This is a genomic window from Acetobacterium wieringae, assembly GCF_023700225.1.
GTDB classification, from domain to species: Bacteria; Bacillota; Clostridia; order Eubacteriales; family Eubacteriaceae; genus Acetobacterium; species Acetobacterium wieringae.
This window is the reverse complement of sequence record NZ_CP097897.1, coordinates 1,324,146-1,338,347: the sequence shown is the minus strand read 5'-3', so window position 1 is coordinate 1,338,347 and position 14,202 is coordinate 1,324,146. Positions and strand designations below refer to the sequence as shown.

At 46.8% G+C, this 14,202-nt stretch carries 14 protein-coding genes and 3 riboswitches; of the genes, 5 read left to right on the top strand and 9 right to left on the bottom strand.

The genetic code is table 11. The annotated features are described in order from the left end of the window. Positions 1–144: 144 nt before the first annotated feature. From CHL1_RS06440 to CHL1_RS06420, 5 genes are all read right to left on the bottom strand, one after another. Entirely contained in the window at positions 145–951 is an 807-nt protein-coding gene (locus CHL1_RS06440; protein ID WP_250935420.1) for a methyltetrahydrofolate cobalamin methyltransferase, read from the bottom strand. A 30-nt stretch (positions 952–981) separates the two neighbouring features. Further along, a complete protein-coding gene (locus CHL1_RS06435) occupies positions 982–1,692 on the bottom strand; it encodes a uroporphyrinogen decarboxylase/cobalamine-independent methonine synthase family protein (protein WP_250935418.1) in 711 nt (236 codons plus the stop codon). Between the two features lie 4 nt (positions 1,693–1,696). Further along, the gene (locus CHL1_RS06430; protein WP_250935417.1) at positions 1,697–2,368 is read right to left on the bottom strand and encodes a uroporphyrinogen decarboxylase/cobalamine-independent methonine synthase family protein; all 672 of its coding nucleotides are present in this window, start codon (positions 2,366–2,368) and stop codon (positions 1,697–1,699) included. 245 nt (positions 2,369–2,613) lie between these two features. After that, positions 2,614–3,276: a Crp/Fnr family transcriptional regulator gene (locus CHL1_RS06425; protein WP_250935415.1), complete on the bottom strand. Its 663-nt coding sequence runs from the start codon at positions 3,274–3,276 to the stop codon at positions 2,614–2,616. A gap of 16 nt (positions 3,277–3,292) precedes the next feature. After that, positions 3,293–4,336: a GGDEF domain-containing protein gene (locus CHL1_RS06420; RefSeq protein ID WP_250935414.1), complete on the bottom strand. Its 1,044-nt coding sequence runs from the start codon at positions 4,334–4,336 to the stop codon at positions 3,293–3,295. Between the two features lie 425 nt (positions 4,337–4,761). Here CHL1_RS06420 and CHL1_RS06415 point away from each other — a divergent pair, with 425 nt between their 5' ends. Next, positions 4,762–4,956, top strand: a complete 195-nt coding sequence (locus CHL1_RS06415) for a type 2 periplasmic-binding domain-containing protein (protein WP_250935412.1) — start codon at positions 4,762–4,764, stop codon at positions 4,954–4,956. Positions 4,957–5,011: 55 nt separating this feature from the next. Here CHL1_RS06415 and gshAB read toward each other — a convergent pair whose 3' ends face one another. Next, positions 5,012–6,001, bottom strand: coding sequence for a bifunctional glutamate--cysteine ligase GshA/glutathione synthetase GshB (gene gshAB / locus CHL1_RS06410; RefSeq protein WP_250935410.1), 990 nt, complete (start codon positions 5,999–6,001; stop codon positions 5,012–5,014). Between the two features lie 489 nt (positions 6,002–6,490). Here gshAB and CHL1_RS06405 point away from each other — a divergent pair, with 489 nt between their 5' ends. After that, positions 6,491–6,772: a hypothetical protein gene (locus tag CHL1_RS06405; RefSeq protein WP_250935409.1), complete on the top strand. Its 282-nt coding sequence runs from the start codon at positions 6,491–6,493 to the stop codon at positions 6,770–6,772. Positions 6,773–6,879: 107 nt separating this feature from the next. Here CHL1_RS06405 and CHL1_RS06400 read toward each other — a convergent pair whose 3' ends face one another. Next, complete coding sequence (locus CHL1_RS06400) at positions 6,880–8,559, bottom strand: dynamin family protein (protein ID WP_250936237.1); 1,680 nt, start codon at positions 8,557–8,559, stop codon at positions 6,880–6,882. Positions 8,560–8,647: 88 nt separating this feature from the next. Further along, positions 8,648–8,717: riboswitch (Fluoride riboswitch) on the bottom strand. Positions 8,718–8,858: 141 nt separating this feature from the next. Continuing rightward, a riboswitch (Fluoride riboswitch) is annotated at positions 8,859–8,918 on the top strand. A 100-nt stretch (positions 8,919–9,018) separates the two neighbouring features. Between CHL1_RS06400 and CHL1_RS06395 the strand changes: the two genes are divergently transcribed. The 3 genes from CHL1_RS06395 to CHL1_RS06385 all read left to right on the top strand — a co-directional run bounded on the left by CHL1_RS06395 (position 9,019) and on the right by CHL1_RS06385 (position 12,623). After that, positions 9,019–9,456, top strand: coding sequence for a fluoride efflux transporter FluC (locus tag CHL1_RS06395; protein ID WP_250935407.1), 438 nt, complete (start codon positions 9,019–9,021; stop codon positions 9,454–9,456). Positions 9,457–9,468: 12 nt separating this feature from the next. Then, a complete protein-coding gene (crcB, locus tag CHL1_RS06390; protein ID WP_070371323.1) occupies positions 9,469–9,828 on the top strand; it encodes a fluoride efflux transporter CrcB in 360 nt (119 codons plus the stop codon). Between the two features lie 71 nt (positions 9,829–9,899). Further along, positions 9,900–9,996: riboswitch (NiCo riboswitch) on the top strand. A gap of 107 nt (positions 9,997–10,103) precedes the next feature. Continuing rightward, complete coding sequence (locus CHL1_RS06385) at positions 10,104–12,623, top strand: cation-translocating P-type ATPase (RefSeq protein ID WP_250935397.1); 2,520 nt, start codon at positions 10,104–10,106, stop codon at positions 12,621–12,623. 158 nt (positions 12,624–12,781) lie between these two features. Here the strand turns inward: CHL1_RS06385 and CHL1_RS06380 are convergent, their stop codons facing one another. Both CHL1_RS06380 and CHL1_RS06375 read right to left on the bottom strand, forming a co-directional pair. Continuing rightward, positions 12,782–13,741, bottom strand: coding sequence for a D-2-hydroxyacid dehydrogenase (locus CHL1_RS06380; RefSeq protein ID WP_250935395.1), 960 nt, complete (start codon positions 13,739–13,741; stop codon positions 12,782–12,784). Between the two features lie 61 nt (positions 13,742–13,802). Continuing rightward, entirely contained in the window at positions 13,803–14,126 is a 324-nt protein-coding gene (locus CHL1_RS06375) for a cupin domain-containing protein (protein WP_228880596.1), read from the bottom strand. Between the last annotated feature and the right edge of the window lie 76 nt (positions 14,127–14,202).

The following is a 14,202-nucleotide window of genomic DNA, read 5'->3' as shown; positions in this document are numbered from 1 at the left end:
TTTCCGCCGAGTTTAAATTAAGGTTATTATATAACACTTTAAGTCATTTATCCAATAAATTTAATCCGCTTGCTGATCGTCGGGTTAAAAAAATACCGGATTGCGGCGTTTAGCCACGATCCGGTATTTTTTTATCGGTTAGTGCTACTGCCCCACCGGCCCGATGATCCCGGCCCGATAGGCTTTGCTGTATTTGCGACAGTGCTTATCCTGTCCCATCAGGGCATAGGTGGCGAAGATGGTGCCCATCATTTCCCGGTTTGTCGGATCCAGCACCGCCGAATCCATCCCCGCTTCCATGGCAAAGGCCATGGCCGTTTTATTCAGTAGCGGTCGTACCGGTAAACCAAAGGAAATATTACTGATCGCCCCGGTAACGTGGATGGTCGGATAAAGTGCCTTGATGGCTCTGATTTCGTTGCCCAGGTTGACCAGGGCATTGTTATCGGTGGACAGGGCCATCACGCAGGGATCAATATGAATCCGATCCGGGGTGATCCCCAGTTTATCAGCCTTTTCCACCATCCGGCCGGTGATTGCCAGCTTGGTTTCCAGATCACAGGGAATTCCCTTGTTGTCACAGGTTAAGCCAACCACTTCCCAACTATTTCCGGCCAGCAAAGGCAACAGGATCTCGCACTTGTCTCCTTCTTCGGAAATCGAATTGATCATCCCCGGTTTGTTGGCATCTTTAAATACGGCTTCAATGGCCCGGGGATTGGGGCTGTCAATACACAGCGGCGTGTCCACCGCATCCTGCACCACCGCTATCAGCCACTGTAGCGTTTTGATCTCCTCTTCCGGCGCAGTGCTGGCACATATATCAATAAAATCCGCTCCCGCTTCGGCCTGCTTGATGGCCCGATCAGCGATAAAAGCGGCATCCCGTTTTTCGATGGCTGCCTTCACCACCGGAATGCTCCCGTTAATTTTTTCTCCGATAATAATCACTGCATTTCTCCTTTTTGTCTGTTTTCCTCATTATATCAGCAGATTCATGTAAAAATCAAAGGTTTCCTTGCTAAACCGTTCAAAATTGGCCCGGGCAAAATCCGGGGTCAACGGATATTTTTGTTTAAAGCTGTCCCAATCAAACAGGTAGCGTGACCGCGGTTTTGGTACCTGGTTCTCATCAAAAACAAAACCTTCATTATTAAGCGGTGTGCCAAAGGCATCCCCAGGGTTTTTATAGGTCGCATAATCCCGGATAAATTCGGTCAGGGCCGCCAGGGTGTCGAGGTTTACTTCCTTTAAGGTCAGCGGGTTTTTATCAAAACCAAAAATATAACCGCCGCCAGGCAGCATGATATCCAAAAACGCCTTGGCCCGATCAACAATCTGGGCTGGGGTATCGGTCTTGAGTGAGGCGCTGGGGAATAAGCCAGTCAACAGGAATTTTTTGCCCAGCTTGTCTTTAATCGTCTGAGGGTCACCATATTCAAAAGCCAGTTGGCAACCCGCCGGAATTTCTGACTCTAGAATATCAAGATAACGGCTCCAGTCGTGCTCGCAGAACATATTGGGACGGGCCCCCACTGCTGCATACTGCTTAAGCATATTTTTATAAGAAGGTAAATAGATCTCAACAAAATCCTTTTCACGCATAAAGGTCGGCATATGAAGCGGAATAAAAACCGAGCCCTGGGGATCGATATTCCCCGGCAATCCCCAATGAAAGAGCAGTGGCATCACGGCGTCAGCCGCCTTCCTGAAGCTGAGTTCTATGTCGGCGGACATCCATGCTGATGCCGGAAAAGCTGCGCAGCTGATCGGCTATAAAGTCCAGTGGAGCTTCAGTAAAATTAAAGGAGCCAAGCGGACTGCCGGGATAATAGCCATGAGTCTGGATCAGTTCAAAAAATGTCGGCAGAAAGGCCATTTCGTCATTTGTAAGCGCCTGCTTCCCCATCTGAATGGCAGTCGCCATGATCAGGGGATTCTGAGGATCAAGATTTTTATGCTGTCGGGGAATCACCGTCTCAACCAGAAAATCAAAGGGGTTGTCAATCAACTGGGGATACTCATCATCCAGCATCCCAACCACCTCCGGATGTTGGACAAAACCGCCATTGCCCATCACAAAAGACTGGGAACCATAGAGCTGATACATCGACGGTGTCCGGGACAATAAAAAATTAGCCGGTGCCACCAGACAGGAATCCGAATAGATTTTTTTGCACAGGTCGCGGGCCGGATCGGCCAAAAGCGCATAGTTAAACTGAAAATCAAAAAGATTCTGACCACCATATTCAGCCACCAGATGCTGGGGCAGCGTGATCCCAATTGGCATCCGCTCGGGAATGGTATTGGCATAGAAATCACGGTACAGTTGACTGCGTTTTTGTTGCAAGGCTAAAACATCACTCATTTTATTCCTCCATGTAAATTAATTTTAGATTACCAGACGTACAAGCATCATACAACGGCCACTTCGGGTTCAGTTTACTAATCGCCACCTTTTTTTAATCAAAAGTAATTTTGTGACGGGTTGCCTGATTAACCGTTAAAGGTTTATATCGTTAGCGACATCATAGCAAAATCTAAACCGCCCTTCTGTCTCGCAAAAGACATAAGGGCGGTTTTTTTTGTAAACTTTTATATTTTTAAGATTATCTAAATGTTTTGTGAGCAGAATTGTCGTAATTTTTCCATATTTATAATAAAAATCTGGTTTCGCCGGGTATCAATGATCTGCTCCTCCCGGAGAATCTTTAAATACTTGGCCACATTGGCCCGATTCAGTCCCACGAATTCGGCAATCGCCTGCTGGGAAAAGGGAATCCGCTGATCATGCTCATTGGTGTTTTTTAAATAGATATAAAAAAAATTGCAGATCTTCTCCATGCCGGTGGAAAATAACTGGTTGGCCAGTTCCTGGCCATTGAGCGAGACAAGTTTGATATAGGCCCGATACATCGCCATATTCAGATCCGGATTGGAATTAACATACCGCTCAAAGCCGATCCGATTAAAGACAAACACTTCCAGATCGGTGACTGCCGTAAAGGCAAAAGACCGCATCATCTCAATCTCGCCCGGAAAATACAGCGGCGCCAGATAACCCTTACCATAAAACGATGACGTCTTGACGTTCCCGGATTCATGAATAAAGGAGCCCGACATGGTTCCGGAGGTAATGTAGTACATCTCATCGAGGGGCTCGCCGAAGCCGTTAACCGGCTCGTTTTTAAGGTAGCGTCGAACCGTTTTTTTAATCCCGGCGAAATAATCTTCAAACGCCGAAAAATCATCGGCAAAATAATATTGCAGCTCCATTGCGCCTGCCTTTCATCTACAAATCATTGGTGTCAGCTTTAACTGCAGTTTTATTTAAATACATTTTTTCATCGGCTTTTTCCAGCATCTGAGGGAGGGAGTCGCCACCATATTCATAGCCAACTGCATATTTGATTTTTAGTTGCTCTGACTTTTTATTATACCGGATCACAGCCAGTTCAATCTCCTTTAACAACTGCCCGATTTGTTCCTCAGTGTGCTTTTTAACAATCATAATAAATTCATCCCCACCATAACGCCCAACAAAGACGTTTTCATTGGTTAAATGATTCAAGATATCCGCAAAAGCCTTGATCAGCACATCTCCGGCGCTATGACCGTAGCGGTCATTAATATATTTCAGGTTGTTGAGATCAAACATTACCATACAATAAGGAGCATCTTTACGATCCATGGGAGTCCAGATCTGCTCTTCACAGCTGAGCCGCCCGGGCAGCCCGGTTGGTTTATCAAAATAAGCAGCGGTCGCCAGCTCTTTATTTTTTCTGAGCAACTGAATTTCTGTCATCGCCTGCTGCAAAGTAATCACAATTATCAGCCCCAATAGTATCACCATCACCAATTCCAGGGTGGCGAGCATTTTTGTTTTCTGTTCCAGATAGAATTCTGCCGTTCCGACGACATCGTTGGCCATATTAAAATAGGTCTCACTCATCTGGATGACTTTCCCGTGGTTGCCGGGATCGTTGCGGTAAATCAGAATTTCGGCCTGCAAATCATCCCAATAATCATTAAGAAGTGTGAGCTTTTCAAGATAGGGCGTATCATCCAGTTTGTCGAGATTGTAGTGTCCTTTCCCGGTCTGGAGCTCAGTGAGTATTGCGTCCAGATACAGCATCAGATCTTCCTTGGGGATACCGTTGGTTTCCAGCTTGACCAGGCGCTGGGTGCCCCCCCGAATAATCCCGGTATAGTTGATCACCCGACCGGTTCCCTGAATAATATCCACCAGCTGGAAAATGTTAAACAACACTATCCCTAAAATAACAACGCAGACCAATTGAACAATTTTATAAATTAGTGTACGATTACTATCCATCGTCTTTTTTTTCCTCAGTTTTCTATCATTCATCGTATCTGTTTCTTGTTTATCTGTCAACGCAAATATTGGATCCAGAAAATAATGAAGCTGAACTTTTGCCCTCGTTTTTTTGTAATTTGCTGTTATTTCATATTCTTACCCCGAGTCATTTTAATTAGCCATCTTTTATAAAATTTCTGCCAATTGTTTTGCTTCTGCCAGCCTTTTAATCCGGCTATCTCAGATTTCATCGTTTAATAAGATCCTTTCAACCGCAGCAAAGCCGATCCGCTCAATCGTCTGGGCCAACCGCTCCCGTGGCAAACCATTGTCTAAGTAAAAATTGACTATTTTATTCATAGTTTGTTTGCTGCCTTCGTTGATTGCAGACTTAAAAAACCATTGTCATACAAAATAAGTGTCTGGCCGCCATATCAATCCGATTGATTGCCGAAGAAGTCCAGGCTGGTGAGCTTTATGCCTTCAGACATCAGGACTCGATCTGGAATCGCACCTTCGATCTGGTTTATCATAAAGACAAGCATCTAAGCCCGGCCATGTCCGATTTTATGGAGGTTGCCCGAAACTATGACAACACCGGCAGTGTGACAACTATTCCATCGGGCCAGCTGAGTTAGCTGCCAAAAAACCAGCCGCTTCTTTTCAAACGACTGGTTTTAGGGTTTTATTCGCTTAAAACCCCAGCAGATCAAGAACCTTGTCATCGACGTGGCGGTTCTGCCCGACAAAGGGGTAATTGTGAATGTGCAGGGCCGGATTAAAGTTTAGCTCAATAATACTGTAGTTGGAGGCATCCGGTTTGGCCTTGATATCTGAAATAATGATATCGGCGCCGCAGATGTTGGCCCCCACCGCTTTGGCAGCTGCCACCGCTATGGCCTTATAGTCCTCACGAATCGCATCGGTAAAATCGATGCTGTCGCCGCCAGTGCTGATATTGGAGTTTTCCCGCAGATAAACGGTTTCGCCCGCTTTGGGAATGGTCGCAACCGTTTTATGCTGTTCGCCAAGAAAAGCAATTTCGGTATCATCCAGCGTAAGCTTCTCCAGCGGCGTCACATAGCCCTTGCCCCGCAGCGGATTGCGGTTTTTTTCGGCCACCAGCTCGGCAATGGTAGAAACCCCATCCCCCACCACATTGGCCGGTACCCGGTGAAGAATCCCCGCCACTTGCTCGCCAATCACCAGAAAACGGTATTCTTTGCCGGGGACAAATGTTTCAATCAGCACTGTTGTATCATACTCAAAGGCCTGAACCACCGCCTGTTGAAAACAACCTGCACACTGGAGATTTTTAAAAATCGCGATTCCCAGACCAAAATTGGTGGACTTGGGCTTCACCACAACATCCTGGCCCCGAAAGTTCTCAAAATGAGCCATCGCTTCATCGGCAGATTTAACCCTAATTCCCGCCGGAACGTTAATCCCTTGTTCCCGGAGTACCAGTTTGGTGACTTCTTTATTCTCCATAATCAGCGGCGCAATATAGGTATCCTTTGAAGTCCGTGTCGCCTGCTTGACGTATTCGGTTTTTTCGCCTTTTGTAAGCCGGATAAAATTATCCTCAGCATCCAGAATCTCAACAGTAATGCCCCGCTTCTTTGCTGCAGCGATCAGCATTGCCGTTGATAATTCCAGGCCGTCATTTTGATTATTAAACATCGTGATCGTCTCCTTAGCCAATTATTGTTGAAATATTTTCTATCAGTATAACCTGATCCCGCCCTCAGGAACAGTGTTTTTTTTAGAATTTATTTTCACAACTTTCTTACCGTTTCATCACCCAACCACTCAACTTGCGACGTAAGCCCCACCCTCAAATACCTTGAAAAATATAAGCCAATCACATTCTACTTGACAATATTTCCTGTGCGTGCTATTATCGCCATAGTTAGTCAGCTCTAACTATGGCGACCTCTCCAAACTTCTTCTCTTGCGATAAATCCTGGAATTTCTGCTTCCAGGATTTATCAGTAAACTCAAAAACACGACCATTTAAAAATCATGTGAAGACCAGCGGCAATTTTTTTTGCGGCCAATTTTTTTAACGCCATTGTTAGTCATTCCTAATATTTTATTCCGATGAGCCTGTTATTTTAAAAAAAGTTCCCTTGTTTTACCTCAATCACTTTATTTTGAAAGGAATTAACCATGATCCGATCACGATTTTCAACCTACTACCAAAACCATCCGGAAACCTATGACATCACCGCTCTGATCAGTTCACTCGACAGTCATGCAAATGTGTCCCGTTCCCAGTTGGCAGCCACTTCTCAATTATCAAATCAAAAACTGGAAACCGAAACGCTCTGCTCTGACTGTGAATTTTTCCAAAAGTGTGTCGAAGCCAAGGTCGAAAAAGCCTTACTCTGTCTTCAACGTTCGACTTTATGCCTTCAAAATCTGATCAGACTTTCAGAATCTGACCGGTAAGTTGTAACCCATATCGCATGACATCTTGCTGTCCAACTAAGACTGATTTTTTTATTTGTTGCTGAAGACACCCCAGAATTTATGACTTCCGATTCAATCCAAAAAAATCAAAGCTCATTTAAAAACAACGTCAACCGCTCACAAGTATCGTCCAACTCCCGGATTTTATCCCCCAGCTGTTTTGAGGCATCTTCTTTATCGACAATGACCCGATTGACCAACGCTGTAAGATCCTTTTTCAGTGCATTTGACTCCTGTTCCAGTGCGGCCGTAAAATCCCGGACGCTCTCGCGGATCTTATACTGATAATTATAAATCATGTTGTTGACATTATGCTCAGTATCGGTGGCCATCTTCTGCTGATAACGGGCGTAGATTTTTTTATTGGCGTAACCCCGGGGCAACAGGTAAACCAGATCATTGATATCCACCAAAAAAGCCGCCGGTTTCTGATTGACCTTGACATAGAAATCATCCCGCGAGGACAAGGTATGCACAGTGGTATCAACCTGATAGTTTATGCCGAAGAGTTCCGCCACCACCTGACCCAGAAACGCTTTGAGATCATCAATCTGTTGATTGAGAATTGCCGCCAGATGCTCATAACCCCGGGACAGGCTGTTAAGCCCGGTCTCGCTGAGGTCGCTAAGATGCTGGGTCAGGCAGGTATCGAGCAGCGCCATCAGCACGCTCTCAAGATCTCTTGTTTTATTCTGCTGATGCTGCTGATAGGCTGCCGCCAATTCCTCAGCCAGCTTCTTCCCAATCTCCCTGGCGCCATCCTGCAGCACTGCCCGAATCTGCTCCAGCAGCTCGTCAATGTTGCGTAGCAGATAAAAGCTGGCATCTTTGGTAAACTGATCCAGACTTCTCAGTTTTTCTTCCAGTTCGCAGCGTTTTTCTTCCAGATTGTCCAGTGGCATACTATAAGCCTGGCGGTATAGCATAAGATGGGACAGCGCCGCTGCCAGCGACTCCCGAAACTTAATCTGGACCGAATCAAGAATAATCCGGTCGGCCGAAACCGCCATGTCCCCGGTGATTTTATCAAAAAGCGCAGCCATTCCAGCTTTGGTTCGGGCACTAATGGCAAATAGTTCAATCGCTTCCACCTCCATGATCTGACAGAGAATATCATGACAATAACCCAGATAGGCGCTCAAATCGGCCGGGCTGATGGTGTCGATCTTATTGATTGTAAAATAAAACTTGGCGGCGTAGTTGCGGGCTTGACTAAGGAATTCCCGCTCGATTTCGTTAATCGGACTGTCCACCGACAGCATAAAGACAATTGCATCGCTGTCTTTCATCAAGGCATAGGCTTCATCCGTATTGTTCTGATGAATCGACCCAACCCCCGGGGTATCCACCAGAATCAGCCCATCCTTTAAAAAGGGATTAGGCAAAAACAGGTTGACAAATGACACCCCTTTCTGGTTATTGGGATTCTGCTGCTCAGCAATATACCCGACCAACTGTGTAAGCGGTATCGGTTGATGCGCCCCACTTTTAAAATAAACCTCGGCCAAGGCATCGCCGTACTGAATTTTAGTGGCCACCGAGGTGACCGGAATAATCCCCACCGGCAGCACCTCAGCATCGAGGACGCCGTTAATAAAGGTGGTCTTTCCCCGCTTAAACTGACCGATGACCGATATGACCAGCTCCCGGTTTTTAATTTTTTCTTTTAAATTCCCAATTTTTATGGTGTCTTCTTCGCAAACCCCGGTGGCCCGGAGTAAAGCAGCCACCTCATCGATGGCGGTGATAGTCTCATCTTTACTCATATTCACACTACCTCTCCTGGTTGGATCTCTGATAAAAACATGGGCCGCAAAAAATGCTGCGGCAATCAAAAAAAGCCAACGATTCTGTATTTTAACAGAAGTCATCAGCTTAACGCATTTTGGCGGTTGCCAGGGCGAACTTCATCACCTGTTTTATAGTTTAATCGATCAAAATGAAAATCTCAATTATTTATTGAAAAAAACCTTCAAATCTGACCACACTTATTTCGGTTTTATTTTTGATTTCGATTTCAGCACCACCTTTTATTGACACGATTATTTCCTCATGATAACATTATTTCATAGAAGGTGATGGAGTTCACCAAAATTGCTTATCAGCTGATGACTCCTGCAGGATTTGTAATGCTGCAGGTTTTTTATTGTCTAAAATAACCCACCTCACAAAATTTTAATCCCTTCGTGTCGAAATGTTTTGTCACTTAAGTCAGGAGGACTGTCATGAAAAAATACTACTTTATCGCCGCAGGCGGTGCCCTGGGTGCGCTGCTGCGGTTTGAGCTGAAAAGCTCCCCCAACCTGTTCCAATTCTCTGATCCACTGATTAATCTGGCCTTAACCATTCTGGTCATCAACCTGTTTGGCTGTCTGATTCTGGGATCGCTCAATGCCGTTTTTTCTAAAACCGAACGGATCAGCACCGATTTAAAGCTTGGCCTAACCGCCGGACTGGTGGGCGCTTTTACCACCTACTCCACCTTCTGCAAAGAAAGCCTTAATATTCTGGATGCCGGTTATCTGCGGTTTTTCTGTACCTATGTAGCGGCCTCCATTATCCTCGGAGTCGGTGCGGTTTACCTTGGCCATCTGCTCGGCCATCATATTTTTCACCCAGTGGGAAAAAATTTGGCAATCCGATTCAGCCTTGATAGCAATTAAGGAAAACACCTGATGGAAACTTTATGCGTTATTATAGGCGGAGCTTTGGGTAGTACCACCCGTTTTTATCTGGGCAAACGCTTTGCCACACGGCATCAACACCTCCCGATCGGCACCTTCGTGATTAATGTTTCCGGCGCCTTTCTACTTGGTGTTGTCACCGGTTTTGATATTTCAACCCTGCTTTATGGTCTCTTTGCCGAAGGCTTTCTGGGGGCCTATACCACTTTTTCGACCTTTATGTTTGAAGACTTTGTGCTACTAAAGAACAACCGCATCCTCAGTGCCATCTTTTATGTGGTGGCCACCCTCGTACTCAGCTTTGGCGCCTTTTATGGCGGTTTCCTGATGGCAAACACCCTGATCGGCTAGATAATTTACGCTTGACAAATGCGATTCCCGGCCTTAAAATAAACGTATCTCTTTGCACTGCATATTAATCGACAGTACAACCTGATCAGGCCATCAACATACGTGTTTTTGGAGCCGAGTACCGCTACAGCGGCAGCAGATTTGATTTTTCGCATCTGTGGGACAGAATTTTGTTCCATGGGTGTTTTTTTTATACCTTTTTGAGAACAGATAAGACCATCTCCTGAGTGCTGAGAGTTTTTATAATCAGGCAAAACAGAAAATGGAGGAACCTTATGACCGAAAACTCAAATAACCCGGTGGGACTGACCACCAAAGAAGCCGCCCTGCGACAACAGCAGTATGGCAAAAACGAATTGGCCCCTCAGAAAAAAGAAAGCTTTTTTCACAAACTACTGCACATTATCAGCGAGCCGATGTTTGTGCTACTGCTGGTGGCAGCTGCCATCTATTTTGTCCTCGGAGAACCCCGAGATGGTGCCATCATGCTGATCTTTGTCATCGGCATCATCAGCATCGATGTGATCCAGGAATGGAAAACCGACAAAACCCTCAATGCCCTGAAAGATTTATCGGCGCCCCATGTCAAAGTCATTCGGGACGGACAGGAAGTCACCATCGCCAGCGTCGATCTAGTGCCCGGCGATCTGATGATGATCCATGAAGGCGTTAAAATCCCGGCTGACGGCTATGTGATTCGCTGCAATGATTGTTGTATTGATGAATCGTCATTAACCGGAGAAGCCGAGGGCGTCTGGAAAATTGCCACCCGCAATACCAATCCCACTTCAGATCACTGGCGCAACGATTATTGCTATGCCGGTACCCTGGTGACCCAGGGGACGGCTCTGGTTCAGGTCGATAAAATTGGCCCCACCACCGAATACGGAAAAATTGGGATCCACGTCGCGCAAGCGCCGGATGAACCGACACCGCTCCAGAAGCAGACTGGCAGCCTGGTGAAACTCTGCGCCGGCATTGCCGCCGTCCTCTGTGCCCTGGTTGGCGTGATTACCTATATCAATATTCCCGACCACGCTCTAGGCGACCGGCTGATTGAAAGCATCCTGTCGGGGATTACCCTGGCGATGGCAATGATTCCCGAAGAATTCCCGGTAATTCTAACCGTCTTTCTGTCGATGGGCGCCTGGCGGCTGGCTAAAAAGCAATCATTGGTGCGTAAACTGCCGTCAGTCGAAACGTTGGGAGCGGTATCGGTGCTCTGCGTTGATAAAACCGGCACCATCACCATGAATCAGATGACTGTCCAGGAGACCTGGGCGCTTGATGGTAATCTCGATACCTTATGTGAAATCATGGGCCTGGGCTGTGAAACCGAAGCCTACGACCCGATGGAAAAAGCGATGCTCAACCACTGTGAAGCCGCTGGCATTTCCCGGGATCACCTTTTTGGCGGACGTTTGATCAGCGAATATGCCTTTACCAATGAACTCAAAATGATGGGCCACGTCTGGTTCCACGACGATGAGATTATCATTGCCGCCAAGGGCTCACCGGAACGAATTCTGACGATCGCAACGCTCACGGCCAGCGAGCGGACTCGGGTAGATGAAAAAATCCGGGCCATGTCCGAACAAGGACTGCGGGTGATTGCCGTCGGTATGATGAAGCCCAAAACCGAAGCTGATATTCCCGAGACAATTGAAGATTGCCAGCTGACCCTATGTGGTCTGATTGGGTTGGCCGATCCCCCCCGGGAATCGGTCAAAGCCGATATTGCCAGCTGTAATCAGGCCGGTATTCGGGTGGTAATGATTACCGGTGACAACGGCATCACCGCTGCCAGCATCGCCAGAAAAATCGGCATGCCAAACTGTGATCATATCATCACCGGGGACATGCTAAATCAGATGACTGATGCCCAACTTTGCGAAAAAGTTAAAGATGTCAGTATTTTTTCCCGGGTTATTCCCGAACACAAGATGCGGATTGTCAAAGCCTTTAAAGCAAACGGCGAAATTGTCGCCATGACTGGTGACGGTGTCAATGATGCCCCGGCCCTGAAATATGCTGATATCGGGATTGCTATGGGCAAACGGGGCTCCGAGGTCTCCCGGGAGGCCGCCGATCTGATTTTAATGGACGATAATTTCTCGACCATTGTCGATACCGTTGCGGACGGCCGCCGGATTTTTGACAATATCCGCAAAGCGGTGGGCTACGTCTTTACCATTCATATCCCGATTGCCTTTGCCGCCTTGCTGGCCCCACTGATGGGAATTGCCCCGGCCAGCCTGCTGTTATTGCCACTGCACGTGGTCTTGCTGGAGCTGATTATCGATCCCACCTGCTCGATTGTACTGGAACGCCAACCCGCCGAAACCGATATTATGGAGCGACCGCCCCGAAATCCCAAGGAAAAACTACTCAATGCTAAAATCCTGTTAAAAAGCGTCAGCCAGGGTCTGGTTCTGTTTGCCGCCTCCTTCGGCACCTATCTTTATATGCTGAATCAGAATCCGGGTAGCCCAGAGCTGGCCCGAACCATGGGTTTTGCCATTATTATGCTGGCGAATCTCTTCCTGGTCCAAGTCAATAGCTCCGATCATGATTTTGCTTTTCAGTCAATGAAACGGCTGGCAACCGATAAAGTAATGTGGACTGTAAGTATTGGCACGCTGGTGGGGCTCTTTGTGATCCTGTATACACCCTTAAATGCCTTTTTGAAATTTGCTCCGCTCACTCTTTTCCAATTTCTTATCGTCTTTGTCATTGCCGGGATCTCGGTGCTTTGGTATGAGCTGGTTAAGCTGATCAATAAACTTAAAAAGTAATGCCACTACCGCATTACTTCTTTAGTTTTGCTCACCAACCATCCCTGACCTAATAATCGCTTTAAAAAAGAGGCTCCCCACTATCTACTTTTACGTGGATGGTAGGCGTCTCTTTGTTTTGAAATTTTTTATTTCGTGTTTTTTGTATTTTAATTTTATCAACCGCTCACCACATTGCGCTGCTCACCTTTTAAGTAGCAAAGCAAATTGTCAACGGCAATGTCTAATAGCCGCTGCCGGCTTTCCCGGGGAGCCCAGGAAATATGGGGCGTAATAATGATGTTTTTGGCCTGCAGCAGCGGGTTGGTCAGTTTGATGGGCTCAGTGGAGACCACATCCACCGCTGCCCCGCCGACCTTGCCGCTGTTAAGGGCATCCCGAAGATCCGCTTCAGCAATCAGCTGGCCCCGGGAGTTGTTAATAATCAGCACCCCATCCTTCATCTTGCGGATACTTTCGGCATTGATCATCTCCCGGGTGTATGAAAAAAGTGGCACGTGCAGCACAATCACATCAGCTTCCTGATACAATTCATCGAGACTCACATAGTGGCAGGTCTCTGATTCCAACTCCGGGTATTTCATCACATCATAGGCCAGTACCTTCATCCCCAGGGCCTGAGCAATGTGACCAGTGCGCTGACCGATTTTTCCAAAGCCGATGATCCCCATGGTTTTTCCGCTGAGTTCAATCAACGGATAGTTCCAGTAACACCAGTCCTGGTTATTGGCCCAATCCCCGGCCAGCACCGAATGAGCATGATCACCAATCCGGTGACATAATTCCATCAGCAGGGCAATGGCAAACTGGGACACTGCATTGGTGCCATAGCTAGGAATATTGGTAACGGTAATCCCCCGCTCACTGGCCGCTGCCACATCCACGATGTTATAGCCGGTCGCCAGCACCCCAATGTAATTAAGCTTTGGGCAGCGGTTCAGGGTTTCGCAGGTGATCGGGGTTTTATTGGTCAGAACCATCTCGGCATCGCCAATCCGTTTTGCCACCTCGGCTTCGGCGGTACGGTCATAAACCATCACCATTCCCAATTTTTCCAGACTCTCCCAACTGAGATCGCCGGGATTCAGGGCATATCCATCCAAAACAACTATCTTCATTTCTGTCACCTAGTTTCTGCGTAATTTTTGGTATATCTTCATTGCAATCTTATTTCTTTCGTTACTCTGGCAACTCAGCTGGTGGTGGCGCCTTGATCAGAATCAGTTCCAGGGTTTCCGGGTTAAAGTTATTCAGCACCATTTTGGTATTACCGGGAATTTTTAATACCGTCCCCGCCGGATAGGCATAATAATCCTGATCATCGAGCTGCAGCGAGACAATCCCCCGGACCACTGTCATATAGACCACCGCATTGGTAAAGTGTTCGGGGAAACCGTCACTCTGATTAATAATCACATGCATATAATGAAGGTTTTCATCGAGAATCACCTTTTCAACGACCTTGTCATTGCCGCCTGTCAGTTTAAATATCTGCTCAACCATTGTCTTTCTCCTTTTCTTTACGCTGCTTTTATCATTCAAATGATACGATGTATTTTTTATACCCATATTTAACGGG